At 57.4% G+C, this 24,982-nt stretch carries 26 protein-coding genes; 10 read left to right on the top strand and 16 right to left on the bottom strand.

The features are described from left to right. Positions 1 to 5: 5 nt before the first annotated feature. From EU556_RS03075 to EU556_RS26415, 4 genes are all read right to left on the bottom strand, one after another. Complete coding sequence (locus EU556_RS03075; protein WP_135430912.1) at positions 6 to 818, bottom strand: helix-turn-helix domain-containing protein; 813 nt, start codon at positions 816 to 818, stop codon at positions 6 to 8. A 205-nt stretch (positions 819 to 1,023) separates the two neighbouring features. Further along, entirely contained in the window at positions 1,024 to 1,917 is an 894-nt protein-coding gene (locus tag EU556_RS03080; RefSeq protein WP_135430914.1) for an oxidoreductase, read from the bottom strand. A 765-nt stretch (positions 1,918 to 2,682) separates the two neighbouring features. Further along, on the bottom strand, positions 2,683 to 2,958 hold the full coding sequence (locus EU556_RS26410) for a GNAT family N-acetyltransferase (RefSeq protein ID WP_245327382.1): 276 nt from the start codon (positions 2,956 to 2,958) through the stop codon (positions 2,683 to 2,685). Further along, positions 2,940 to 3,230, bottom strand: a complete 291-nt coding sequence (locus EU556_RS26415; protein WP_245327384.1) for a hypothetical protein — start codon at positions 3,228 to 3,230, stop codon at positions 2,940 to 2,942. The genes EU556_RS26410 and EU556_RS26415 overlap by 19 nt, the downstream gene beginning before the upstream one ends. Positions 3,231 to 3,393: 163 nt before the next feature. Between EU556_RS26415 and EU556_RS03090 the strand changes: the two genes are divergently transcribed. Next, complete coding sequence (locus EU556_RS03090; RefSeq protein WP_135430916.1) at positions 3,394 to 3,873, top strand: META domain-containing protein; 480 nt, start codon at positions 3,394 to 3,396, stop codon at positions 3,871 to 3,873. 129 nt (positions 3,874 to 4,002) lie between these two features. Next, a complete protein-coding gene (locus tag EU556_RS03095) occupies positions 4,003 to 5,625 on the top strand; it encodes an amidohydrolase (protein ID WP_135430918.1) in 1,623 nt (540 codons plus the stop codon). A 49-nt stretch (positions 5,626 to 5,674) separates the two neighbouring features. On the opposite strand, the gene EU556_RS03100 is transcribed toward EU556_RS03095, so the two are convergent. The 5 genes from EU556_RS03100 to EU556_RS03120 all read right to left on the bottom strand — a co-directional run bounded on the left by EU556_RS03100 (position 5,675) and on the right by EU556_RS03120 (position 10,103). Beyond that, positions 5,675 to 5,992 (bottom strand): hypothetical protein, encoded by a 318-nt coding sequence (locus EU556_RS03100; RefSeq protein ID WP_135430920.1) that lies wholly within the window; start codon positions 5,990 to 5,992, stop codon positions 5,675 to 5,677. A gap of 2 nt (positions 5,993 to 5,994) precedes the next feature. Continuing rightward, positions 5,995 to 6,303: a YrhB domain-containing protein gene (locus EU556_RS03105; RefSeq protein WP_135430922.1), complete on the bottom strand. Its 309-nt coding sequence runs from the start codon at positions 6,301 to 6,303 to the stop codon at positions 5,995 to 5,997. 39 nt (positions 6,304 to 6,342) lie between these two features. Then, complete coding sequence (gene tssD, locus EU556_RS03110; RefSeq protein WP_135430923.1) at positions 6,343 to 7,353, bottom strand: type VI secretion system tube protein TssD; 1,011 nt, start codon at positions 7,351 to 7,353, stop codon at positions 6,343 to 6,345. A 516-nt stretch (positions 7,354 to 7,869) separates the two neighbouring features. Next, positions 7,870 to 9,417 carry a DUF4394 domain-containing protein gene (locus EU556_RS03115; protein ID WP_245327386.1) on the bottom strand — a complete coding sequence of 516 codons (1,548 nt, stop codon included), beginning with the start codon at positions 9,415 to 9,417 and terminating at the stop codon, positions 7,870 to 7,872. 257 nt (positions 9,418 to 9,674) lie between these two features. Next, positions 9,675 to 10,103 carry a hypothetical protein gene (locus EU556_RS03120; protein WP_135430925.1) on the bottom strand — a complete coding sequence of 143 codons (429 nt, stop codon included), beginning with the start codon at positions 10,101 to 10,103 and terminating at the stop codon, positions 9,675 to 9,677. Between the two features lie 65 nt (positions 10,104 to 10,168). Here EU556_RS03120 and EU556_RS26275 point away from each other — a divergent pair, with 65 nt between their 5' ends. Together EU556_RS26275 and EU556_RS03125 are read left to right on the top strand one after the other, a co-directional pair. Further along, positions 10,169 to 10,321: a hypothetical protein gene (locus EU556_RS26275; RefSeq protein WP_210116214.1), complete on the top strand. Its 153-nt coding sequence runs from the start codon at positions 10,169 to 10,171 to the stop codon at positions 10,319 to 10,321. A gap of 64 nt (positions 10,322 to 10,385) precedes the next feature. Further along, positions 10,386 to 10,925 (top strand): GNAT family N-acetyltransferase, encoded by a 540-nt coding sequence (locus EU556_RS03125; protein WP_210116215.1) that lies wholly within the window; start codon positions 10,386 to 10,388, stop codon positions 10,923 to 10,925. 806 nt (positions 10,926 to 11,731) lie between these two features. On the opposite strand, the gene EU556_RS03130 is transcribed toward EU556_RS03125, so the two are convergent. Further along, positions 11,732 to 12,316 (bottom strand): hypothetical protein, encoded by a 585-nt coding sequence (locus EU556_RS03130; protein ID WP_135430926.1) that lies wholly within the window; start codon positions 12,314 to 12,316, stop codon positions 11,732 to 11,734. A gap of 213 nt (positions 12,317 to 12,529) precedes the next feature. Next, positions 12,530 to 16,042, bottom strand: coding sequence for a transcription-repair coupling factor (gene mfd, locus EU556_RS03135; protein WP_135430928.1), 3,513 nt, complete (start codon positions 16,040 to 16,042; stop codon positions 12,530 to 12,532). 200 nt (positions 16,043 to 16,242) lie between these two features. Between mfd and EU556_RS03140 the strand changes: the two genes are divergently transcribed. Beyond that, positions 16,243 to 16,455: a hypothetical protein gene (locus EU556_RS03140; RefSeq protein WP_135430929.1), complete on the top strand. Its 213-nt coding sequence runs from the start codon at positions 16,243 to 16,245 to the stop codon at positions 16,453 to 16,455. 484 nt (positions 16,456 to 16,939) lie between these two features. Here EU556_RS03140 and EU556_RS03145 read toward each other — a convergent pair whose 3' ends face one another. Then, positions 16,940 to 17,191 (bottom strand): hypothetical protein, encoded by a 252-nt coding sequence (locus EU556_RS03145; RefSeq protein WP_135430931.1) that lies wholly within the window; start codon positions 17,189 to 17,191, stop codon positions 16,940 to 16,942. A 324-nt stretch (positions 17,192 to 17,515) separates the two neighbouring features. On the opposite strand from EU556_RS03145, the gene EU556_RS03150 reads away from it, so the two are divergent. Together EU556_RS03150 and EU556_RS03155 are read left to right on the top strand one after the other, a co-directional pair. After that, a complete protein-coding gene (locus EU556_RS03150) occupies positions 17,516 to 18,256 on the top strand; it encodes a metal-dependent hydrolase (RefSeq protein WP_167855430.1) in 741 nt (246 codons plus the stop codon). Positions 18,257 to 18,905: 649 nt separating this feature from the next. Further along, complete coding sequence (locus EU556_RS03155; RefSeq protein ID WP_135430934.1) at positions 18,906 to 19,907, top strand: NYN domain-containing protein; 1,002 nt, start codon at positions 18,906 to 18,908, stop codon at positions 19,905 to 19,907. A gap of 213 nt (positions 19,908 to 20,120) precedes the next feature. On the opposite strand, the gene EU556_RS03160 is transcribed toward EU556_RS03155, so the two are convergent. Next, the gene (locus EU556_RS03160) at positions 20,121 to 20,594 is read right to left on the bottom strand and encodes a PaaI family thioesterase (protein ID WP_135430936.1); all 474 of its coding nucleotides are present in this window, start codon (positions 20,592 to 20,594) and stop codon (positions 20,121 to 20,123) included. A 71-nt stretch (positions 20,595 to 20,665) separates the two neighbouring features. Between EU556_RS03160 and EU556_RS03165 the strand changes: the two genes are divergently transcribed. Continuing rightward, on the top strand, positions 20,666 to 20,977 hold the full coding sequence (locus EU556_RS03165) for a DUF962 domain-containing protein (protein ID WP_135430938.1): 312 nt from the start codon (positions 20,666 to 20,668) through the stop codon (positions 20,975 to 20,977). Between the two features lie 19 nt (positions 20,978 to 20,996). Here the strand turns inward: EU556_RS03165 and EU556_RS03170 are convergent, their stop codons facing one another. Next, positions 20,997 to 21,437: a GNAT family N-acetyltransferase gene (locus tag EU556_RS03170; RefSeq protein ID WP_135430940.1), complete on the bottom strand. Its 441-nt coding sequence runs from the start codon at positions 21,435 to 21,437 to the stop codon at positions 20,997 to 20,999. Positions 21,438 to 21,669: 232 nt separating this feature from the next. On the opposite strand from EU556_RS03170, the gene EU556_RS03175 reads away from it, so the two are divergent. Together EU556_RS03175 and EU556_RS03180 are read left to right on the top strand one after the other, a co-directional pair. Further along, positions 21,670 to 22,161, top strand: coding sequence for a YajQ family cyclic di-GMP-binding protein (locus EU556_RS03175; protein WP_135430942.1), 492 nt, complete (start codon positions 21,670 to 21,672; stop codon positions 22,159 to 22,161). Between the two features lie 158 nt (positions 22,162 to 22,319). Beyond that, positions 22,320 to 23,090 (top strand): TerC family protein, encoded by a 771-nt coding sequence (locus tag EU556_RS03180; protein ID WP_135430944.1) that lies wholly within the window; start codon positions 22,320 to 22,322, stop codon positions 23,088 to 23,090. Positions 23,091 to 23,181: 91 nt separating this feature from the next. Here the strand turns inward: EU556_RS03180 and EU556_RS03185 are convergent, their stop codons facing one another. Both EU556_RS03185 and EU556_RS03190 read right to left on the bottom strand, forming a co-directional pair. Then, a complete protein-coding gene (locus EU556_RS03185; RefSeq protein ID WP_135430946.1) occupies positions 23,182 to 23,967 on the bottom strand; it encodes a J domain-containing protein in 786 nt (261 codons plus the stop codon). Next, positions 23,964 to 24,398 carry a hypothetical protein gene (locus EU556_RS03190; RefSeq protein ID WP_135430947.1) on the bottom strand — a complete coding sequence of 145 codons (435 nt, stop codon included), beginning with the start codon at positions 24,396 to 24,398 and terminating at the stop codon, positions 23,964 to 23,966. Before EU556_RS03190 ends, EU556_RS03185 begins: the two co-directional genes overlap by 4 nt. Between the last annotated feature and the right edge of the window lie 584 nt (positions 24,399 to 24,982).

Below are 24,982 nucleotides of genomic sequence, written 5' to 3' on the forward strand. Positions count from 1 at the left end.
GTGCGTTAGATTCGGGAGGGCGCCACGCCGTACATTTTCTTGAAGGCGAAGGAGAAGTGGGAAAGGTCTTCGAATCCCACCTCCAAGTAGGCTTCGGAGGGCGCTTTGCCCTTCTCCTTGATCAGGTAATAGGCCTCTTGCAGCCGGCGCTGCAGCAGCCAGCGGCTAGGGGAGAGATGAAATATCTTCTCGAAATCGCGCTTAAAGGTGGCCAGGCTGCGGCCCGTGAGGTAAGCAAACCGGCGTAGCTGCACGTTAAAATGAAAGTTACGGGTCATAAACGCCTCCAGATCCAGCTTGCCGGGTTCTGAGAAATCAAACAGCACCTCTTTCAGCTCGGGGTTGCTCTTTAGCAGCAGCAAAATAGCTTCCTGCAGCTTGAGGGCCAGCAAGCTCTCGTTGCCGGGCTCACTAAGGTGCTCGTAGGGCTGTAACGAGGCCAGGTAACTTTGGTAGAGGGGGTTCATGGGCAGCTCCAGCACGGCAAGGCCGCTGTCATGAGGCTTCTCGGTATGGTAGCCGTGCTCCAGGCTGAATCGGCGCAGGGTTTCCTGATCCAGGGTAACCGAGAGCGACTTGAACTCCCCGTTTTCCGGGGGCTGCTTGGTGAACTTGACGAGGTGGTTACGCTTCACCAGCCGCAGGTCGCCGGGCCGGAATACGTGCTCCGTGTTACCATCGTAGGTGGTGAGCGTGCCGGCCAACTGAAAGCTCAGGGCATGCTCGGCCACAAACTGCTCCCCTGACCGGCTCTGGGTATAGTAGCAGGAATACAGGATGGCAGGCCGCGCAGAAGTTTCGGAAGGAGCAGGTAGCATAACCAGGTAGTATAGAGTGGGTGTAACAGGCCAACCGAGCCAGGGGGTGAGCCAGATGCAGGACCCCGGGCCGTCTTCCGCTCCGTTGGGCCAAGCCCCAAGGTAGAGTGCATGTGCCGGCGAAAGGTAACGTCGGTCAGGGGCACGCTTGGCTAGGCTTCAACGGAGCGGAGGAGCATACCTGCTGCGGGGCGGTCTACCTGGCCTAGGCCTTATGCTCAACCTTATTGGCAAGATACTGCTTGCCCATGGGCGTATCCAGGAAATTGCCGGCTTCGTCGTGGTCAGTGGAGACGCTCACGGGCCGCCACTGCTCAAACTCCGCCTTGCGGTCGGCGTCGGCTTTTTCCAGGAAGGCTACGGCCTCGCTGCCCAATACCAGGTGCACGGGTGGCGCGGGGTGGCCTATCAGATCAATCATTACCTGCGCGGCCTTAGCAGGGTCGCCCATGGGCTCAAACGCCCCGCTGGCAAAGTAGTCGGCCCGTTGGTTCACGGCAGTGTAGTCCTCAATAGTGGGCGCAAAAGTCATGGATGGGCCAGCCCAGTCGGTCCGGAAGCCGCCGGGCTCTACTGAGGTTACCTTGATACCCAGCGGAGCTACTTCTTTAGCCAGGGCCTCCGTAAAGCCGCTCAGACCAAACTTGGCCGCTTGGTAAATAGAGATGCCCGCGTTGCCAATCCGGCCGCCAATGGAGCTGATTTGCAGAATGTGGCCGTTGCGCTGCTTGCGTAGGGTAGGCAGCACGGCCCGCGTAATGGCAATGGGTGCATACAGGTTGGTTTCGAGTTGGCTGCGCACCTGCTCCTCGGTGTAGGCCTCGGCGGCGCCCGTAATCCCGAATCCGGCATTGTTTACTACCACATCGAGGCAGCCGAAGTGGCCTACAGCTGCGGCTACGGCCTCGGTAATCTGTGCGGAGTTGGTTACGTCCAGGGCCAGGGGCAAAATCAGAGAGCCGTACTGAGCCACTAAGTCGGCGAGCTGCTCGGGGTGGCGGGCGGTGGCAGCTACTTGGTCGCCGTTAGCTAATACTGCTTCGGTTAAGCTGCGGCCCAGGCCCCGCGAGCTGCCGGTAATAAACCATACGTTGTTCATGTCAGTGAGCTTTAAGTTCCTGACAAAGGTCTGGCCGAAATGAGGGGGCTACTTTGTTAAAAAGCTCAAAGTAACTTTGTTGAAAAGCTCACACATCGCGTGGCTAACAGCCATGCAGCAAGGCCAGGGGCGAGGCTGGTACTCATCGCACCTTCGAAACTGGAGAGTGACAGCCGCCCCACCCCCGCGGCCGGCGGAGCGTTTTGGTAAGGCGCAGGCAAGCAGCTACTACTTACGGCAGTAGTACCACCCGCGGGCTAAGGAGCCCCACACGGACCGGATACGCATAGGCGACAAACTCAGAGGAATAGGTGCAAATCCTCCTGAAGAAAAGTATAGCCCCCGACGAATACAAGCACATCACGATAAAGTAATCTAATCTATACCTATTTACAGCTGTAACAGCGAGCCGAAACACTCTCTGGTAAGTGCCTCATTATAGAACGGGTTGCTTGTTTAGTGGGCAACACTTTCCTCCCGTACTGTGGTATATGCTATTGAAGCGCACGGTAAATCTTGTCGCCGATGAGTTCCAGGTCGCCGGTATCGGTGTTCGTGAGTAGAATGATTACGTTCTCGAAGGTTGGGTCGGTGAGCAGCACAGAGTTGAAGCCGTTGATGCTGCCCCGGCGCTCCAGTAAGGGCGTGGAAAAGGTTTTATCGTTGAAATAGAAGCCCAGGGTGGGGTAGCCGCGAATACCCTCGATGTAGGTGGGCTGCTGCGGTTTAGTAAGCGTAGCGGTGGTAGCGGCCTAGCCAATACCTCTATTCCACTACCGTCACGTGCTGTTTATCATAGAGCTGAAGCCAGTCGCGGCGCAGAATGGCGTAGAGCAATTCGTCCTCAAACTCCCCCGCGTCGTTCAGCCCCGATTCCCGCATGAGGCCTTCAAACTGAAAGCCCCGCGTTTTCTCAATGGAGCGTTTAGAAGAGAGGTCGGAAACTCTGCAGCCCGTGGCTACCCGGTTGAGGCCCAGCAGCTCAAACGCCAGGTAAAATAAGTGGGGCTTGCTGCGCGGCGTTACGCCCCGCCCGCGCATGTGCCGGAACCGTCGGCGCCGGTAGAGCCGGCTCGCTCTTCCCAGCTATCCACAGTCAGGAGGGTCATCCCGGCCAGCTCACCGTTGAGTAGGGAGTAGAAGCCGAAATTGGTGCGCCGGCCCTGCTCGTACCGAGGCAAATAGTTGCGAAACAGCTCCTCCAGCATCTCCCGCGAATCGGGAAAGCCCTGAAACAAGGCGTATACCTCGGCCAGATTATCGTCGTTGATGAGGTGCAGAGTGATAGAGTCGGAGTAGAGAGAGCGGAACATGCTGGCGGCGAATGAGTATAGCAGAATAGTTGAGCTAGCGCCCTGAGGTACTGGCCTAGTGGCGCCTTTTCTAAAGATAGCGGCCCGCAATTTGCCTTGTCGCCGCTAGGCCACACCTTAGGGCACCGGGCGTATTTGTTCTTCTCTCTATTCCCTTCCGCGTATGAATCGTTTATTTGTATTTCCGTCGGTGCTGCTGAGCCTGGGGTTGACCCTGGGTAGCTGCAGCCAGAAAGCCACTGAAGCCACGGGTACCGTACCTCCTGCCGTTGCCATGACCACCGTAGCCGCCGACCCCACCCAACTCAATGGCCGCTGGCAGATAACCACCCTCAACGGGGCCGCTGTGCCTGCCGGGGAACCCGAGCGGGCCGCCCACCTGATCTTCGACTCGGCCACCGGCCGCCTATCGGGTTCCACTAGCTGCAACCGCCTCATGGGGAGCTACACGGCCACTGGCAACACGCTCACGTTTAACCAGGTGGCCTCTACCCGCATGGCTTGCGTAGGCCCCAACGTAGAGCAGCAGGTCATGACCATGCTCAACACTCCTGGCCTCACCTACCAGCTCAGCGCCGACAACCAGCTTACCCTGCTATCGGGCTCTACGCCGGTGGCCGTGCTCATCCGGGCAACGCCCTAACTCCAGCTTCGCGTGCCGGTGGCCTACGGGTTGGGCTAAGTCTATTCGTGCTGCTTGTGAGAGAGTTACCTGCTTTTTAGGTATATTCAATCTGCCTCATATTTGGTGGGGCAGCTAGCACGGGTAGGTATGAAGAAGATTCTGTTGGCGCTCTGTGGTTGGGGACTGTTCACGCCGGCGGCCCTGGGCCAGCAACCCGCCGATATGGTATTGCTGAATGGCCGGGTGTTTACCGCCGATGCTGCCCACCCCGCAGCCCAGGCCCTCGCCATCCGGGGCGAGCGGATTGTGGCCGTGGGTACTACCGAGGAAGTCAGCAAGCTGGCGGGGCCACGCACGCGCCGCCTCGACTTGCAGGGGCGCACCGTCACGCCGGGCTTCAACGATGCCCACAACCATTTCAGTCCGGGCCCCGCTGCCGTCAACCTGGTGTTTAAAAGCCGGGAGCCTACCTGGGAGGAAACCCAGCAGGCGCTACAGGCCGCCGTGCAGCAGGCCCCCGCGGGCGGGTGGGTATTTGGCTCGGTAGGGGCCACCGTTATTGGCAATGAGCAGGTAAACCGCGCCGCCCTCGATGCGCTGGCTCCCCGCCACCCGGTGCTGCTGCGCGCTTACTACGGGCATGGCTACGTGGCCAACTCTCTGGGCCTGGCCAAGCTTGGTATCCAGGAGCAGCAGCCCGACCCGCTGGGCGGCTACTTTGAGCGTACCAGTGCCGGGCAGCTCAACGGCCGCTTTTGGGAGTACGCGCAATGGGCCCCCAGCCGCCTGCTCACCACCCAGGCCCCCGACTCGACGGTGCTCCGGGAGCTGCGGCAGATGTCGGCGGAGGCGGTGCGGTTTGGCATTACCTCGGTGCAGCTGTTTTCCTTTATGCCGTTTGCACGGTTTGTGCGCCTGCTAGGCCAGGCCCAACTGCCCATCCGGGTGCGAGCCATTCCGTTTTCGCCCACCACACCCCAGCAACGCGACCTGTCGGAGGTGCGCCAACTCCCGCCGCCTGCGGCCCCCAACGCCCGCGTGCACGCCAGCGGCATGAAGTGGGTGCTCGATGGGACCCCCTACGAGCGGGGCGCGGCCCTGCGCCAGCCCTACCACGACCGGCCCGACTGGCGTGGTAAGCTCAACTTCTCTGAGGCCGAGGTAGCGCGCATGGTGCAGGAGTCCCTCGACCTGAAGCAGCAACTCCTGGTGCATTGCGCCGGCGACCGGAGCGCTGAAGTGGTGCTGCAGGCCCTGGAACGGAATGGCCCCGCCGCTAGCTGGCCCGCCCGGCGCATGCGCATTGAGCACGGCGACGGCGTAGTGGCCGACCTGCTGCCCCGAGCCAAAGCGCTGGGCGTGGTGATAGTGCAAAACCCCACCCATTTCGGCGAGCCGGCCTTGTTTCGGCAGCGCTGGGGCACAGGCCTGCAGCCCATGCGTTCCTTGCTCATGGCCGGCGTGCCCCTGGCCATTGGCTCCGACGGGCCCATGAATCCGTTCCTGAATATCATGCTCGCCAGCCTAGCCCCCAGCAACCCGCCCGAGGCCCTCACCCGCGAGCAGGCAGTACAGGCCTATACTTACGGCTCGGCCTTCGCCGAATTTGCCGAGCGCGACAAGGGCCGCCTCACCGTAGGCCAGTTAGCCGACGTGGTGGTGCTTTCCCAGGATATCTTCTCGGTGCCGCCCCCCGCCTTGCCCGCCACAACCAGTATCCTCACCATCATCGGTGGGCAAGTGGCCTACGACGCCAAGATGCTGAAGTAGCGTTAAGCTGGCTGAGGCCTAGCGTAGCATGAGAGCCGTTACACCCCTGCTACTGCTGCGCGCTTTCATTGGGGCACTCGCCTTGCTCAATAAGCTGTAGCAGGTAGGTGAAGTAGAAGAGAATGTCCTCGTTGGAGGTAGTCACTCTAGGTAGCAGCTGCTGAAAGTTATAAGTGGGGTTTTCCAATGCCCACCCCAGCTGCGTGCGCATATCTGCCCGGGCTTTATCGGAGTAGCTGCAATACCATTGCTGGTGCCACTGAGCAAACTCAGCAGCATCGGTCTCCATCTTTTGCCGGACAGCTGGCACGTCCCAGAGGTTGGCTAAGGGAATACGTAAGATGTTGAGCGAGCCCAGGTTTTCCATGCCTACTCCTCGGATAAATTAGGATTGGGCGACAGAGCGGCTTCGTACTGTGCCAAGTATTGCTGAATGGGCATGGGAGGCGCCATGAGAGCCGCGCCGGTTTGCCGGTTCACCACAATTGGACCAGTACCCAAGACCATTGCCCGAATATTGCCCGTCTCGGCATATTCGCGGGTGTTGAACGGAAATACCCAAGCGTATGGCTTCTCGATGATTTTATCTTCCAGAATGACATACTGCCGATTTGCTTGCTGCGCTAGGTTGGTGATGAAGGTGAGAGCAATGACTTGGGCTTGTTCTTGGGTAAGCATAGACGGGAGAGAAACAGGGTAAAGTAGGAGAGAATGAATTTAGGATAAGCTGCTGGTAGGCGGAGGTGGAATGAGGCCTAGCCCCACATGCACGGCGTCTTCGTCGCCGTACCGCCTGATGGCTCGGGTAGGACTGGTTATGACTTCTCGTGCCAACCCTGGGCCCCAGTCCTGACCTTCTATAATGGTAGCCGTGCCGTTGTGTTTCGTGATGGTTACTACGTGGCCCATCCCACCTTCTTTTGGCAGCGTAACCACAACGGCGGCAGTACCTTCATCGGCTTCTCCTATTTGATGAAAGATGTCGTAGAAGTTCTTGCCGAACTCAATAGTAGTGTTGTGGGCGGCTTCTAGTTCTGCCAAGGAACGGGCCGGCAAATCAGGCGCAACGGCCTCTGGGTCGGTGCCACGCAGTCGGGCCACCACTGCCTCCGTAATGTGGGTGCAGTTTTGCAGCCCATTGAGGGGATTTACTGCCCTGGCAATGGCTAACAACACCGGTACTGGCCTACTGCCCGCCCCGCCACCAGCCGAACCATCGCCGGGAGTACTGCCACCCAGTACTTTCGCCGCCAACGCCGCCGAGGGTAGATACTCCGCCGGCTTGCTCAGAGCGCGGTAGCGGGTGTCCTTATCGGCGTCCCAGGGGATGACGCTGTGGGCTTCCGAGAACAGGCCCTGCACTTCTTTGGCGGCGGCTGAGAGGTTGAGCTCTACCTCGAAGGAGCCCTGCCCGTTGTGCCCGCGGGCATCAAAGCGGCAGGTGTAGTGCACGCAGAAGGCATCGTAGAAGATGACGGTTTTGGCCTTCTGGTCTTCGTTCTGGTAGAAGATCAGGCGGCCACTGTGGCGGCGGTGGGCATCGAGCATCCAGCTTTCCCAGAAGCCCCAGGTGGCGGCCTCGCCCACCAGCGTGAGCTCAATCAGGCCCAGGCGCACGTCGGTGCTAGGGCGACCTTCGTAGTCGGTGAGTTGCCAGAATGAAAAGGACCCGGCCACAAAGGGTACTTGTCGGCCTCCTACTTGAATCTCGGCGTGTAAAATAGGCATGCACGAATAGGATAGATAACGCTAGCCAAGATATACGGAAAAGTCATACTGCCCAGCCATCTAGGCCACCCGCTCGGCACCGCCGCAGGAAGGATGCCCGCCACAAAAGGTACTCGTAACAGGGTGGCCCAACGGTTCTGGAACCGCATCATACGGCATTCACGTCACGCACTATCCGTGTACCAACCACTATGTTGACCAGGCTATTCAGAAGAACTTCTCGCCGGACCAGAGCTTATACGTGGCGCTAGGCCACTTCGTATTACTTCGGCCACTGGTTTACGCCGCCCTCAAACGCTACGATAAGTCGGGGCCCTTCTAGCTCACACACGTTTCTGACCACCGCTACCCGCCCTGCATTGCGCAGCCGATACGCTGCCTCGTGGGCTATTCCCTAGCCTGGCGGCGCCTGGGTATTCGGCTACAGCATTTCCTCAGCAGCAGCAAAAAGACAATCCGCTCCTGGCGCGCCCTGTGGCACCAGAAGCGGATTGCTGCAATAACCAAAATCTAGTCTCAGAAACCCAGCCCTATGGTAAACCCGGTGGCTGAGCCGGTGAAGTCGCCGAGGCGCTGGGCGCTACCTGAGGTGGTATTGATGCGGTAGAGGCCAGTGCGGCCTGCCACGTTCAGCAGGGCGTAGGCCTCGTTGCTGGTGCCGCCAATGTCAAAGCCCGTCGAGGCTTCGGCATTTACGCCCAGCGGGCCTACTTCTACTAGCGTACCATCGTTCGGGGGCATCTGCCGGAACAGCTTGTCGCTGGCCACGTCAATATCGAAGAGGGTGGTAGTGGTGGTACCCGCAAAATTGTTGGTGTACGCTGCGCCCGTAACGGCGGGCATGCCGGGGTTCAGGTTGCCATCCTTGATAGCTACGCCATCGAGGGGGTTGATGCGCAGGTTCTGGCCCGTGTTGCTCACCACCCGAATGCGGTCTACGGCCGGGTTGAAATCAACCCCGAAGAATGTGCCCTGGAGCGGCATGCTGAGCGTAGCTACCAGCGCGGCCGCGCCCGAAGAAGTGTTGAGCGTAAACAAGCGGCTGTTGCTACTCACGGCGTACAGCTGCCCATTCACGGGCCGGAAGTCAAGCCCCACTATCGTTTCGCCGCTGCCTAGGCCAGTAATGGGTTTGGCAACGGAAGTACCGGGGCTGGTGGGGTTGAAGATCAGGAGCTGGTTGGCGGCATTCACGGCGTAGGCCACCGGTAGGGTCTGCACGGCCAGGCCAATGTATTGCTCGTTCTTGTCGTACTTGGTCAGGGTGCGGGCCGAGCCAGTGGCCAGGTCTACTTGGAAGAGGGTGGGCTTCTTGTTGACTTCAAACAAGCCTAGGGCTAGGTCAGAGCCGGGTACTATGTCGAAGCCGCCGTTGCCGGTTACCTTAATCTTCAGGTCGCCGACTTCCACCAGGGTGCCATCGTTGGGAGGCGTCTGCTTGTAGAGTTTCTGGGTGGCTACGTCAATATCATAGAGGGTGGTGGTGGTGGCGCCGGCTACATTATTGGTGTACGCCGCCCCCGAGAGGCGGGCCCCGCTTACCCCGTTTATGGTACCATCTACGGCCGCCACGGTGCCGGTTTCGGGGTTGAGGCGCAGGTTCTGCCCGGCATCCGTCACCACCCGAATGCGGTCGACGGTGGGATTGAAGTCGAAGCCCGCTATGGAGCCCGTCAGCGCCGGCGTGAAGGCTTGGGTGCCAATGGCGCGGGCGGCGCCGGTTTGCGGGTTAATCACGTAGAGCCGGCTGCTGCTGCCCAACCCGTAGAGCTGGCCCGTTGCCGGCCGAAAGTCGATGGCCAAGATGGTTTCGCCGCTCTGCAGGCCCGTAATGGTCACGGAATTCACCACCCGGTCGGGGCTGGCGCCATCAAACGCATCCAGCTGGTTGCCCACTGCCAGGGCGTAAAAGCGAAACGGCAGCTCCGCCTTCTTTACCTCACCAATGCCCATATTGCTGCCTGCCGGGGCTATAGCGTCATCTGTTGCCTTTTCGCAACCAACCAGCGCGCAAAAGAGGCCAGCCGCAGCCAGGAGCTGACCGAAGTAGAACTTGTTTTTCATTTTTAGGAGTTTAGGTGAGATAAATCCGTGATGAAAAAAAGCTACGAACTGGCTTCGCGCGCGGATTGCCAGGGGCTGAAAATGCTGAAATTTAGTTAGTTGACCAGCGTGAAATGCCTTAACGGTGTTTGTAAAAGAAGGCTAGGCCACCCACTACCCACTATCGTAGAAGATGTGCGGGAGTGAGTGGCCTAGCGCCAACAAAATAGGCTGGTACGGGGTGCCTAGGCGCGGGGTGTTTCCTGCCTCAGCAAGGTTCAGGCGCCCACGCGCAGGTGCATATCCAGCCAGAGTGCGCCGCCCAGCACCAGCAGCATAACGGTGGCAACTACCAGCTGCGGGGCAATGGGCATAAACGGAGTTTCGCCATCATCCCAGGAGGAGGTGTTGCGAAACAGCAGGGAAGGGAAAAACGAGAGGTAGAACAAACCCGGCAGAAAAGCCGCCATCCAAATGGCCAGCCCGGTGTCTTGGCCGGGGTAATGCCCCCATAACAGGCCTAGCGACGCCCCGCAGGCCAGCGTAATGGCAAACAGCCACAGGGCGCTGTGGTAACGGGCGTGAGGTAGCCAGTGGGGGTTGAACAGGTGGGTGTAGGGCTTCTTGATAGCATCAAAAAACCAGCCCCCTACCGTGAGGGCCACGCCAGTAAAGGCAATCAGGAGTTTTACAGTCAGCAGGTTCATGGTAGTTGAAATACGGCCGATAAGATAACTACGCCGGTAGCGCTAGGCCACTTCAGCTACCCTGTTTGCTGCGCGTTTCCCTCAATAGGCACCCCTGCCCCGAGCTGTACACCACGGCCCGCATCCAGTCCAGCATCGAAACCAGAATGCCCACCGGTGGGGGAAGTACCCCGGCCGCGGACCCAGAATATTCGGGCTGGTTTCGGGTAGGGCAGTAGTGCCCAGCCAACTAGGCCACCTCGCCCGCGGCACTGCCCACCCTCGCCCCGAGAAGCGCCGGCCGTGCCGTTACCTTCGCTCAAAACTGCCCTCATGATTACGCTAGGCCACCTGCAACCCGAACACGTAACGCACTTCTACCGCTGGATTGCCGACCCCGAAGTCATTGAGTATTCCCTGTCGGCGTTCCAGACCATGACCACGCCGGCCCAGATAGACGCCTGGTTTGCCCGCACCCTCCACGACGACAGCAGCCTCAACCGGGGCATCTTCACCACCGATACCCAGGAGTTGCTAGACTACGCGGGCATCTCCGGCATTTCCCGGCTCAACCACTCGGGCGAGTACTTCCTCTTCATCGGGGAGAAAGCCCACTGGGGCCGGGGCGTGGGCACCGAAGTCACGAAGCAAGCGCTGGCCCTGGGCTTCACCGAGCTCCACCTCAACCGCATCATGCTCACCGTCTCGGAGCCCAACGTAGGCGGGGTAAACGCCTACACGAAGGCCGGCTTCCAGCTGGAAGGCCGCCTGCGCGAAGCGTGCCTGCGCAACGGCCAGTTCCACGATAAACTCATTATGTCGGTGCTGAAAGCCGAGTGGTAGCCACTAGCCTCTAGGCCACCTTCGTAGCCAGAAGGCTAAAAGCTATGCCCCAGCTAGGTGGCAATTCCCGCTGCTGTGAATAGAACTTCGCACAGATTAGGCGCTGCCTTACTAAAAGGTTAGATGCGGCTCCGACTCTGCTCTTTCGTCAGATTTGCGCCACGTAAATAGCAATGGAAGCATGCCCACTATGATTAGTAAGGTGCCCGATATAGCCAGTCTGTAGTGAATATTAGCTGACATAATATCTCCGGTTAGAAATCTACGGAAGGCAAGGACGAAAGACGTATTGTAGAACCCAGTCCAGTTGAGCAGTACGCCACCGAGGAAAAGTAAGATGGGGAGTAATAGGCTTTCCTTTCGATGCCATACCACTAGTCCTAGCAGCAAGCAGGCTATCAGAATGGCAAAAAAGAAAGCAAATGGTTCTAAAAGCTGAAGCTCCAATATTAAACTGCCTAATGCACTGTCAGTAGTAGTCTTCAGGTCAAGATGGCGCCAGAATTCGTCTCCGTAAAGCAGGAGTAAGCGAACAAACTTTACATGTCGTATGAAGAAAAGCGGCCGCGACCCTAGTACTAATAATGGCACACTCAACAAGTGCAGCACTAACAAGCGCCAGTTAATTCGTTTCAGGCGGAAAGCCATGTGATTGGTAGATGTATAGTGTCGATAGAAAGGAATAGATAGTTGCTAAGTGTACCTTGGCAGCGCAATGTATGCTGCGGATATACTGTTATGAAGATGTCGGCATACGAAAGCTAACAAGCTCAATACATCACTTCCACTAACGCTGCAGGCGCTGCTCAGCGGTTAGAAAGGTCATAACATGTTGGCCGCTTGGCTTTCCCGCTAACTACATTTTGAATTAGCCGTTGGGCATTCTGGTTGATCACATCCTTGGGTGCTAAAGTCATTGCTTGCTCGATAAATTTAACGGCGTCTTGGTCGCGACCTGCTACCAGAAGATTGATTGCATGGTTGCACAAGAGACCTGCGTCGGTAGGAGAAAGCGCCAATGCAGCGGCCGAATACATAACAGCATCTTCCGGCTTACCGGCTTCCATAGCCGCAATTGAAGCCTCACGAACAACATCGGCATTGTGAGGATATAGACGGTAGGCTTCAGCAAAGCAAGCCAATGCGTTAATATGGTCTCCCAAGCCTTGGTAAGCTTTTCCCATTCCCCAGCGAGCAGGCCAATGGTGGGGAAGAAGAGTCAGACATTTTTGAAAGTGGCGAATAGACTTGCGGCCTTTAAACCGGTTCCAAAAATTGGGTTTAGAAGAACTTCTTCCATCAAGTATTATCACGGCATCTAGTAATTCAAGAGCAGTTTGATAGTGCTTTTCGAATACTGGAATGAGCTCGTTAGGTAGTTCGTAGTTCATAATTAATAAACTAGGGTTATGTGATTGATGGGCTAAAGAAAGCTTATAGTGTTGTCTTCCAGGTCATGTATAGTCACTTCTCCTTTCGTATGTATGATGTTTACTGAGTCCATTGTTTTGGCAACATTAGTAATCGAATAGATCTATAGGCAAGACAAAAAATAGGCGGTATTTCCGAGGAAATACCGCCTATTCAAGCCTGGCATTACATTCCTATACGCCTACCTTTTCCTCACTCCCCAACTCACTCAGAATTCGTTGGGCGGCTTGGACGTTTTTCACGTCCTCGATGCTGATGATGAGCTGCTCCTTGCGCTCCTTCATGGAGGCCGAGCGGGGGTGGGTTTGCACGTAGCTGAGGATGTTGCCGAAGGTGGGGCCCTGAAAGTACCGCTCGTTGTTGGTGGCCGGAATGAAGCCCTTCAGCAGGTTCTTTTTCAGCGTCAGCTTCTCGAAGCCGGCGTCGCAGGCCTGCCAGCGGAGGCGCACAATGTCGGCTAGCTGCTCCACCTCGGCGGGCAGCGGTCCGAAGCGGTCCACCATGCCGTTGAGCACCTTGCGCAGCTCCTCGGCGTTCTTGGCCCTATCCAGCTTGCTATACAGCTGCAACCGCTCCGATACGTTGGCCACGTAGCGGTCGGGTATCAGCACCTGCAAGTCGGTCTCAATGTTGCACTCCTTGGGGGCTCCGGTGCCGGCCGCTTCCTGCAGGCGCTGGGTAGGGTCGCCGAGGAACAGGTCGCGGAACTCGGTTTCCTTCAGCTCCGTCACCGCCTCATCCAGAATCTGGTGGTAGGTCTCAAAGCCTAAGTCGTTGATAAAGCCCGACTGCTCGCCGCCCAACAGGTTGCCCGCCCCTCGAATGTCGAGGTCGCGCATGGCCACGTTGAAGCCCGCACCCAGGTCCGAGAATTCCTCCAGGGTGCTCAGGCGCTTGCGGGCATCAGAGGGCAGGCCGGCCACCGGGGGCGTGAGCAGGTAGCAGTAGGCCTTCTTGTTGGAGCGGCCCACGCGCCCGCGCATCTGGTGCAGGTCACTGAGGCCGTGCATGTGGGCCCGGTTGATGATGATGGTGTTGGCGTTTGGAATATCCAGGCCACTCTCAATGAGGGTGGTTGCCACCAGCACGTCGTAGTCGCCGTCCACAAACTTCATCATGCGCTTTTCCAGCAGGTCGCCGTCCATTTGGCCGTGCACGTAGGTCACGCGGGCATCGGGCACCAGGCGCAGAATCATGTTGGCCTGCTCCTCAATGTCCTTCACGCGGTTGTGCACATAAAACACTTGCCCGCCGCGCTTCAGCTCGCGGGCCACGGTGTCGCGCACCAGCGTTTCGTCAAACACGTGCAGCTCGGTTTGCACCGGCTGGCGGTTGGGTGGGGGCGTGGCAATTACGCTCAGGTCGCGGGCGCCCATCAGCGAGAAGTGCAGGGTGCGCGGAATGGGCGTGGCCGAGAGAGTGAGCGTATCCACGTTCACCTTAATTTCCTTGAGCTTGTCCTTGGTTTTTACCCCGAACTTCTGCTCCTCGTCAATCACCAACAGGCCTAGGTCCTTGAACTGCACGTCCTTGTTGGTGAGGCGGTGTGTGCCAATGAGGATGTCGGTTTTGCCCTCGGCCACGCGGCCCAGGGTTTCCTTGATCTGCTTGGTAGTCTTAAAGCGGTTCACGTACTCCACCGTCACGGGCAGGTTGCTGAGCCGCTCCCGGAACGTTTTGTAGTGCTGCATGGCCAGAATGGTAGTGGGCACCAGCACGGCCACCTGCTTGCCATCGGCCACGGCCTTAAACGCCGCCCGAATGGCTACTTCCGTCTTGCCGAAACCCACGTCGCCGCACACCAGGCGGTCCATAGGGTGGGGCACCTCCATGTCGCGCTTCACGTCCTCGGTGGCCTTGGCCTGATCGGGCGTGTCCTCGTAGATGAAGCTGGATTCCAGCTCGGCCTGCATAAACGAGTCGTGGGCGAAGGCGTGGCCGGGCGCGGTTTTGCGCTTGGCGTACAGCCGAATCAGCTCGGCCGCAATGTCCTTCACCTTCTTCTTAACCGACTTCTTCTTGTTTTCCCACTCCGGCGAGCCCAGCTTGCTCATGGTAGGCGGCGTGCCCTCGGCCCCCGAGTACTTGGCAATCTTGTGCAGGGCGTGGATGCTCACCGTCAGCACGTCGTCGTCGCGGTACACCAGCCGGATGGCCTCCTGCAGCCGGTCGTTGATTTCCACCTGCGTGAGGCCCGCGAAGCGCGCAATGCCGTAGTCCTGATGCACCACGTAGTCGCCGGGTACCAGGGTGCGCAGCTCCTTCAGAGTCAGGGCCTTTTTCTTGGAGAACTTGCGAGTTTCCTGGGCCCGATAGAAGCGCTCAAACAGCTGGTGGTCGGTGTACACTACCAGCTTCAGATTTTCGTCAATGAAGCCCTCGCGCAGGCCTAGCAGCATGTGCTGAAACTGCACGTTGTTGTCCAGCTCGTCGAAGATGGTACGCAGCCGGTCGGCCTGGCGGACCTGCTCGGCGGCAATAATATTGGTGTAGCCCTTCTGCTGGTTTTCGTGCAGGTTCTTGACGATGCGGTTGAAGTCCTTGTTGAAGCTGGGCTGGGGCTTGCTGCTGAACTGGAACTCCTCGCCGGTCTTGAAGTAAAACCGCTTGCCAAACTCCACCACCGCAAAGCCCTCCAGCAGCTTCTTAAAGCTCTTCCCCGATTCAAACAAGTCGGCGGGCTTGCTCACCACCTGCGTGCCGCCCGCTACTTCCAGCAGCTCCTTGAAGTTGGCCTCGGCCCGGTCGAAGGATTCATCTACCACGTCCAGGGTCTGGCGCAGGTCTTTGGCCCAGATGCAGGTGTTCTTCGGAATGAAGTCGAGGAAGGCCTCGCGGGTTTCCTGGAGCAGCTTGGTCTGCACGTTCGGGATGATGCTCACCTGCTGGCGCTTCTCCACCGAGAGCTGGCTCTCGGGGTCAAACGTCCGGATGGTTTCCACCTCATCCCCGAACAGCTCAATGCGGTAGGGCAGCTCGTTGGCGTAGCTGAAGATGTCCACAATGCCGCCGCGCACCGCAAACTGTCCTGGCTCATACACAAAGTCCGTCCGCTCGAAGTCGTACTCCGCCAGCATATCACTGATGAAGTTCACATCGAGCTTGTCGCCGGTCTTTACCACGAAGGTATTGGCCACCAGGCTTTTCTTGTTGATTACCTTCTCAAACAGCGCCTCCGGATAGGTTACGATGAGCGCACCCGTAATGCCGGGCACCTGCCGCGGGGTAGCCTCCGGCGTCTCCGTCACTTCCCCTGAGCCCAGCACGGCCAGCGGCGAAGCGGGCGCCTCGGCCGCCGCTGCGGCGTCGCGGCGGGCGGTGTTGAGGCGGTTGAGCACCTCGGCCCGCATCAGCACGTTGGCGTTTTCCGTCTCATCGAACTTGTAAGGGTGCTTGTAGGAGCTCGGGAACAGCAACACCTCCGGCCCATCGGGGAGCAGGTTCTGCAAGTCGGCCATAAAGTAGCCGGCCTCCTCCTTGTCGTGCAAGATAAATAAGTGCGACAACGCCCCATGCGCTACCGCCGCGGCCACTACGGCATCCTGGCTACCCACTAAGCCCCGCAGGCGCAGGCGTAGCTCGGTACCGGAGTCGGCAGCCGGTTTCGCCGCCCCGTGCAAGCGGGCCGACAAGATTTGTACATCAGAATCGAGGCGGTAGAGACGAAGGAAATCGGAGACTTTCAAAACGAGGTTCGGCTAGGAGAGGAGCAAAGGTAGAAGCCCGGCCGGATGGAAATCCGGTCGGGCACAGGGTAATATGGGCGCTTGCAAAGACGCGTTCTTCAATACCGCCGCCAGCCCCTGAAAGTTTCCGACACTTTTCCGCGGCGGGCTCGTATCTTCCCACTTCACGGCAGCGAAGTCGCCCCAGCGGGCATAAGTATATGAGTGACAAGCAGAACGAGCAAGGGGCGGAAGAGTGGGATGCCATCCTGAATCAGTTGCGGCAAGTGCGCCAGCAGGTGCAGGAGCAAGGCCCCCTGCCCGAAGAGGAAAAGGCCGAAGCCGCTGAAGCCTTCCGCCGGGGCCTAGCCATGCTGGAAAGCCAGATGAACGACATGCAAGGCGGCCTAAAAGGCAGCTCCGGCAACTGGTAGAGGAATAATTGGTAGAGGAATAGAATAACAACTCCCCTCCTTAGCCAAGGAGGGGCTAGGGGTGGTTGACCTGGCCTAGAACGATAGGGAATAATGGTACCACCTAACCGTCATGCTGAGCTTGCCGAAGCATTTCTACCGCTGACTGATCAATTGATGTAAAACATCAGCAATGAAGCGGTAGAGATGCTTCGGCAAGCTCAGCATGACGCCCTTCTTCATAGCCTAAGCCAGCTCCGCAGAGCTAACTCCTTCCTCTCACCCGTCCGTCATGTCGAGCTTGTCGAGACATCTCGCGTGCTGACGTTGAGTAGTAATCAAACTAGCCTTGAACGTCACAAAAGCACGTCATCCTGAGTGCAGCGAAGGATCTTCTCACGGCAGCACAAGGCCCTAGGCCAGTCGTCCGCGGGTGAGAAGATCCTTCGCTGCACTCAGGATGACGTGCTGTAGTAGACTATTCAAACATCATTACTACTTAGCACTACTCCCGCACAGGCGTGCGGATGGGCATAGTAGAAGGCTGGCTAGAGCGCTGAAATTTGCGGTTGAACTTGGCCGTATCCTTTATGGTAGACGTGCCCGCCGAGGTAGGAGCTTTCCTCGCCGGCTTCGTAGCCGGTTTACTCGACCGGGCGGCCGGAGTCGTTTTCTTGGCAGGGGCGGGCGTAGTTTGAGCGTGAGCCGCTAGGCCTAGTAATAATGTGGTGGCGGCAAATAGGAGCTGCTTTCTCATGGTAATAAGCTGATAGTGAGAAGTGAATACACTGATAACGCAAAAACGCTCCTGTTGGGTGGTGGTTGCATTCGGCCCCGCTACGCTGCCGAGCAACGGCCATGCCCACTTCACTTAACCAGCGGCACTAGGCCACTCACAGCAACTGTAGCGGAGTAGTGTGTTTATTAGACAAATTATATATGTGGCTATGGGTAGTGGCCTAGGAAGCCAGGTAAATGCCGTTTTAAGCACTACTGAAAAATAAATAGTGAAATTAGGTAGGCAGGCAAAACGGTCTGCGCTCTATCTTCGCTGCTTCCTCTTCACAGCAGCTTCTACTTCGTGCGCGGTTCTTCTCACCTGGCCATTGGCCTGATTACCGGCGTAGCCGTGGCGTACTTAGTACCCGGCATTCCGGTTTCGCCGGCTGGCATTGCCCTGGCCGGCTTTTCCTCCCTGGCCCCCGACCTCGACCACCCCGGCTCCCGCCTGAGCAAGCGCCTGGGCTTCACCCAGCAGTATGTGCGCTGGGCCTTTGTGGCCGTGGCCGCTGGCCTGGCCCTCTACACTCATTTCCAGCTGCCCCCCGGCCCCGACCGGCGCATGGGCTTCACGGCGGCGCTGGCGTTTGGCCTCATCGGGGCGGCCATGCAGGGCGATTCCACTCGTAAGCTGGCCCTGCTTTTTACGGGCCTCAGTACCGTAGTAGCCGGCCTCTATACCGAGTTTGTGTGGCTGAGCATGCTCGGCCTATTCGTGTCAGTGGCTCCTTTCACCTCCCACCGCTCCTGGACGCATACCCTCTGGGCCACCGCCCTCTGGACCTACATCGGTCACCTCGCCGACCGTAGCCTAGGCTGGCATGGGGTGGCCTTGTTTGCGGGCGGAGGCTACGTGTCGCACTTGCTGGCCGATACGCTCACCAAGGCCGGCGTGAAATGGCTCATGCCTCTCACCGATTTTACCCTAAAGATTCCGTTGATCCGGACGGGCTCTAAAAGCGGCAATATGCTGGAAGTTGCTATTTGCCTGGGGTACGCTGGGGTAGTGCTGGCGTTAATATGTAGCACGCTCTCCATCTAAATTAGGCCCCTAGCGGGAACTATCTGCTTGAGTAGACCCCTTCTCCAAGAAAGAATGAGGAAGAGTAGGGTTGGTCTAGGAATAAGGAGGTTTTGTATAGGAATATGTCATCTTGAAAGGTAATGACCTCATGAACTGATAGTTCTTGGTATCTTTGCAAGATCATAGTGTAATGCCCGCTATATAGGGCCAGTTCAGAGTTACAGTTCAGGAACCCCTCTACTTTTAGCCACCGACTGGCCTACGAATTACGGCACTTGTTTATTCCTACTGGACAAAACATAGTGTGATTGTACTTCGTTTATAGGTTGGAAAATATATGTTGTTTAATATTGTATCTTGCTCGACTTAGCAGGATCTGGTTCTTATATAGATAGCTATAGCGTTATACCTTATGCCTCACACGCCACTCCACTGTCTTCATAGTTTTCTCATCGTTGGGCGCTCTACCTTTCGAAGGCGTAGCGCTGCTGCCTCCGTGTATCATAGTCATGCATAGAAGTATATACACGAATAACGTGAGTAAGTGGTCAATTGTGAAAACCTCTAGATGTATCTTTGACCGGGTCGCTGCCCGGTGCAGGACCCGCCGAACCGCTCCCCTGCTCTTATTTACCCCACACCTTTTTGCGCACAAACCGTTTCTTGTATGAACCAGATGAATAGCCCTCTGATTAGGATAGGCGTCTTCTATGACGGCAATTATTTCCTTAAGATCAGTGATTACTACTACTTCCAGCATGAGCGTAAGGCCCGTATTAGCCTGGAAGGCCTCCACGAATTTATCCGGCATCAAGTAGCTGAAGAAGAAGATGTAGATGTGCGCTTGGCGCAAATCACCGATTCTCACTTCTTCCGCGGCCGCCTATCTGCTACCGAAGCCCGCGACAAAGACCGCCTGTTCCACGACCGGCTGCTCGACGATATCCTGATGAACCTGGGCATCACCACCCACTACATGCCCCTGAAAACGCGCGACGGTCGTTTGCAGGAAAAAGGCATTGATGTGTGGCTGGCTTTGGAAGCCCTAGAACTGGCCATGCACAAGAGCTTCGACGTGATTGTGCTCATCGCCGGCGACTCTGACTATGTGCCCTTGATCAAGAAGCTCAACACCGTGGGTACCCGCGTGATGCTACTGAACTGGGACTTCAAGTACGTTGACTTTAAAGGCGAGAACCGCGTAACCCGCGCTTCGCAGCAGCTGCTGGAGCACGTAACTTACCCCACCCAGATGCACGACATCATCGACCAGGGCCTGAGCTCCGGCGACGAGCTGATCGAGACGCTGTTTGTGAATACGCCCGAGCCTGTAGCTTTCCCGGCCGTAAAGCCCGTGCGCCCCACTGGCCCTACGGCCGCTGGTCCTGTGGGTACGGTTGGCATCAGCACCATCAAGAACCTGAAAAACGGGTTCGGCTTTGTGGTAATGCCCCCAAACAACCTGTTCTTCAGCTATGCTGATATGGCCGAAGGCGACTTCAACGATCTGCGTGAGGGCGACTGGGTGGAATTCACCGTAGGCCGCAACCACCGCGATGAAGATTGTGCCCGCCAGGTGCGCAAAGTTCCCGCTCCGGAAATGGAAGAAGGCGACGAGTACGGCGACGAAGCCGAACACGAGTCGATTGACTCTCCCGACCGTTTATAATTCGCTCTAATACCTCAGGTTCGGCATCCTGCATAAACGCCGGGCACCCGCTTGCAACACGGGCCGCCCGGCGTTTTTGTGTTGTATGGTGGGTGATGAAGAGATGAGGTGATGAAGTAAAGAGTGAAGAATCGAACCGTCAAAAGGAAAAGAGTTGAGTAAAAAGGCACGTCATCACCCAATTACTTCTTTACTTCTTACCTCATCACTTAATTACACCACTTCACGTGGGAAAAGCAGGTCGTGGAACTCGCGCTTGGAGGCGGGATAACGGTTGAAGGTGCCCAAGCCGCGGGCTACTACCAAGTTGTCACGGGCGGGGCAGGTGATGGTGGCGCTGCTAACCACGAGGGTCTTGCCGCTGTGCTCCACTTGCCCGTAGGCCACTAGGTGGTCGTGCAGGTGCACGGGATAGAGGTAGTTGATTTTAAACTCTACCGTGGAAACCAGCTCCCCGGCCGTGAAAGCCAAGGACAAGGCCGCCGCCCCCAGCGCCGAGTCCATGAGCCCGGCCAGCACCCCGCCGTGGCAGGTGCCGGGGGAGGAGAGGTGCTCCGGGCGCACCGTCATGGTATATTGCACCTCGCCGGGCGCTTTCAGCAGCAGCTCCATGCCATTTGTGCGGCCGTAGATGTTAATGCGGTTGTATATGGCTATGAGGGTAGCCACATCGGGAAGTTGTTCCATGAGAAAGGGAAGAGGCGGGCTGATAAGGTGGAAAAGTTAGCGTACTTTCAAGAAACCTACCCCACCTCCGTATGGCCTCTTCACCTACTTCTCCCACCTTCGCCGAGTTCTACCCGCGCTACCTGCGCGACCATCAGCAGCGCGGCACCCGCGTGCTGCATTTCATCGGCACCACGCTGTTTCTCGTGTTTGTAGGGCTGGCCATGTTCCGCCAGCAGCCTTGGTTGGTGCTAGCTGGAATAGTGGCGGCGTATGGGTTTGCTTGGGTTGGCCACTTCTTCGTGGAGCATAACCGCCCCGCTACTTTCCAGCACCCTTGGCTCTCCCTGATGGGCGACTTCCGCCTGTACTTCGACTTGCTCCGCGGCCGGGAGAAGTTCTAGGCCACTTGCGGTTTGTCTTTTAGAGGTCTTTGCGCATCAAAAAGTGCGGCACTGTGCCAAACAGCGTGTGCGAGGGCGCCACTACCGCGTAGCCCAGGCGCTCATAAAAGGGTACGGCCAGCTGGCGGGCGTGTAGCACTATTTCCGTGAGGCCCTGCTGTCGGGCGGCAGCTTCTAAGTATTCCAGCACTTGCCGGCCCACCCCTTGGCCCTGGGCCTGCGGGTGTACGGCCATAAAACGCACTTGCCCTTGCTGGTCGGCGCTGGGGTGTAGCCGGCCCACGCCCAGCGCCTGCCCATCAGGGCCCAGCAGGAGGGCGTGTGTCGTAGTTGGGTGGGCGTCATCTTCAGCACGCTCCGAGCCTTCAGGTTGGCCCCAGGGCTGCCGAAGCACTGCGTAGCGAAGGTGATAGTAGGCTTCCCATTCGGCGGGAGTGCGGGGTGGGCTGATGTTGGGCATGGTGCGAAAGAACGGGCAACAACAATACGGACGGCAAGATAGGCAGCTTGGGGTAGTGGCCTAGGCCTCTAAACTATCAACTTGGCCGCAGCAAATGCGCGCACAAAACCCGAAACCACGGGCGGCAGCGGCTGCTACACCAATCCTGCTAACTTTCTACCTTTGGCCTCCCACCCAAACTGGCCTAGCAGTTTGGCGTATGCACCTCCAAACGTTTCTTCTCTTCTTTCATATGGCCTCCTTCGACATCGTCAGCAAAGTAGATCCGCAAACTCTCGAAAACGCGGTCAATACAGCTAAAAAAGAACTCCAGACCCGCTACGACCTCCGCGACACGAAAGGCGGCATCGAACTGGATAAGAAAGCCAACACCATCCTGCTCAGCTCCGAAAATTCTATGCGCGTAAAAGCTCTCGAAGATATTCTGCTCGGCCGCGTGGTGAAGCAGGGCATCGATGGCACCGCCCTCGACTTCTCGGCGGAAGAGCAGCCCAGCGGCAACCTCGTGAAAAAGACCATCAAGGTGCGCGCCGGGGTAGACAAAGATGCGGGCCGCAAAATCGTGAAAGCCATCAAAGACGCCAAGCTGAAGGTGGAGGCCCAGATGCAGGACGATCAGGTGCGGGTATCCGCCAAAAAGATTGATGAACTCCAGGCCGTTATCGCCCTGCTGCGCCGCACCGATATTGGCCAGCCCCTGCAGTTCGTGAATATGAAGTCGTAGTAGTCTGGTGATGTGGCCATGAGGTAATGAAGGAATGAGGGTACGTTGCTTCTGTGCAGTATCCTGTCCACAGCATTACCTTCTTCCTATATCACCTCATCTCTTCCTGACTTCATCCTCTCACTACTTCATCACCACCACTATGTCCTCACTGCCTGATGGAATTCGACTTCTCCGTTTTCTCTAATCCCCAGACCTGGGTCAGCCTGCTCACGCTGACGTTCATGGAAATTGTGCTGGGAATCGACAACATCATCTTCATCTCGATTGTGGTGAACCGCCTGCCCCGCGACCAGCAGAAGCGGGGACGCACCATTGGGCTATTGCTGGCGCTGCTGTGCCGCATTGGGCTGCTGCTAAGCATTACCTGGATTGTAGGCCTCAAGACGCCGCTTTTCCACCTAAACCTGCCCTGGTTGGAGGAGCCCTTTGGCGTAGCTGGCCGCGACCTGATTCTGCTGGCTGGGGGCCTGTTCCTGATTGGCAAGAGCACCACCGAAATTCACACCAAGCTCCAGGGCGAAGAGGATGAATCGGCGGCGGGTGGTGGCACCGCTACCATGGGCAGCATCATTCTGCAGATCATTGTCATCGACATCGTGTTCAGCTTCGACTCCATCCTGACCGCCGTAGGTCTAGTTGATAATGTGCTGATTATGATTCTGGCAGTGGTGCTTTCTATGGGTGTAATGCTGGCCTTCTCCGGGGTAGTGGCTGACTTCGTGAACCGCAACCCCACCATCAAAATGCTGGCTTTGTCCTTCCTGATTATGATTGGGGTAATGCTGGTGATGGAGGCCTTCCACAAGGAAATTGAGAAAGGATACATCTACTTCGCCATGTTCTTCTCCTTGGTGGTAGAAATCCTGAATATGCGCCTGCGCAAAAAAACGGCCCCCGTGCAGCTGCGTGAGTCCCAGTACGACTAAGCGCCCTCTGGACCGCATAAACAAAAGCCCGCTACACAATCGTGTAGCGGGCTTTTTGCTAAGCCGCCACTTGCTAGGCCAGGGTTGGGCGCTACACCGCCAGCAGAATGTATAGCACAATGGGAAGTAGGAAGGCGCACCCCACGGCGCAGTTAATGCTGCGCATGGCGGGAGCCCGCCAGAGGCCTAGACCCGCCAGCAAGGCCAGTAGCAAGGGCAGAAAAACAAAGTTGTCGTAGATCGTTACGCCACCGGCATCGGCTAACAGCTCGGGGTGGCCTACCGGAGCAGCCTTGCGAAACACGCCAAACAGCATGGTCCGGTCAACGAGTAAGTGGGTACCCTCGGGCCAGGAGTCAGTGTCGGAGCGAAACTTAGCGTGCGTGGTTTGTATGATAGAATGGGTACCCATGCTCCGCCCGCGCGCATACAACGATACCGACTCCACGCTTTGTACCACTTCATTGGGAAGATGCTCAGTCCAGAGAAAATCTAGCGTCATCAATAGTACTAGTAGTAAAGCCACGCGGCACACCCACTGGGCGTACGGGGCATAATGCCCATAACGCTCCTCCGTAGTAGGAGCGCGACGCGGGGCCGGGGGGCGCCCGCGTCGACGGAGGGCTGGGTCGCGGTGGAGTGGCCTAGGCGGCTCAGCGGGTTGCCGTTGCGCCCGCAGTAGCGCGTCGTAGGCCTGTCGGCGCACGGGGTTGCTCAGGATGTCGTAGGCCTCGTTCACGATGAGGTAGCGCTGGTGAGCGGCCGGGTCAGGAGTTCGGTCGGGGTGGGTGAGCAGCACCAGGCGACGGTAAGCCCTGCGCAGCTCGTCAGCCGAGGCTTGCTCACTCACTTCCAGCAGGGTATACAGCGTACTCATGGCATGGGCAGCAGGGCAGCCAGGGCAGGTGTTTGATCGTGGGCGCGGCGCACAGCTAGCTCCAGCAGCCGTCGGTTCAGCTCTGAGCGCTGAGTCCGGTAGAAGCCTAACTCTTCGGTAGTAAACATGCCCACCACTAGGCCTATCAGCGTATAGCGCAGCTTGGTATTGCGCCAGAGCAGCTCCGCAACGAGCCGCTGCTGTTCTGCTACCGAGGCTGCCCGAAACGGAATGTGGTGGTCGTGCAGAAAGTCGGCTATAACGGCGAGCAGGCGCTCGTTTTGCAGCTTAAGCACGGGCCGAAGGGTGCGGTGCAGAAAATCGGCTACGGTGGCTGCTGGTGCGGCTGGCAGCTCCGCCGTAACTGGAGGACGTAAGGCAAGAAGCGCCGCATCGGCGGCCGATACCACAGCGGAGGGCAGTGCAGACATCAGGTCAAATACAAGAGCTACGAAGAAAACAAGTCGCGGGAGCAAGTAGCTACTTCTTCCGGCTATTTAAAAGCTGGGCTAGCAGCGTTTTACAATACACAGCTCAGCGTCCGCTTTGCAGTTGATCTAGGCCACTTTAGTAGGATGTGGGCCAAGTGAAAGCAGAAAACAAACCCTGTAGGCTTAGCGGCACTAGGTGGCCTGCATCATCTACTGCATCTCTCCTAAAAGTAAGCTAACAGGTGCGTGCAGATACGAGCTGAGTTATTGTGACAAGTGATAGAGGTGAGGCATACATTTTATAAACACAGCAATAAAAATCCAATGTGGCTATAAAAATGATAAAAACAGGGCAAGTGGTTTTTATAGGATTATTCTACTGACATATGAAGCCTATTAAGATATAGTAGTGTATCTATACTGTTGCTATTGGAGAGTTGTTTTGTGTAAGCAATGTTGTTGTTAACGTCCTTTAGTGAAGCATTGCTGGCTGCAAGTGAGTCTTGAGCTAAGTATTATGATAGGCTGATTTAAAGCACTAGCATAAGTTAAGTGTGTAATTTAGTATTGGATTAAAGAAAGTT

It is taken from the genome of Hymenobacter fodinae, assembly GCF_004745825.1.
GTDB lineage: Bacteria > Bacteroidota > Bacteroidia > Cytophagales > Hymenobacteraceae > Hymenobacter > Hymenobacter fodinae.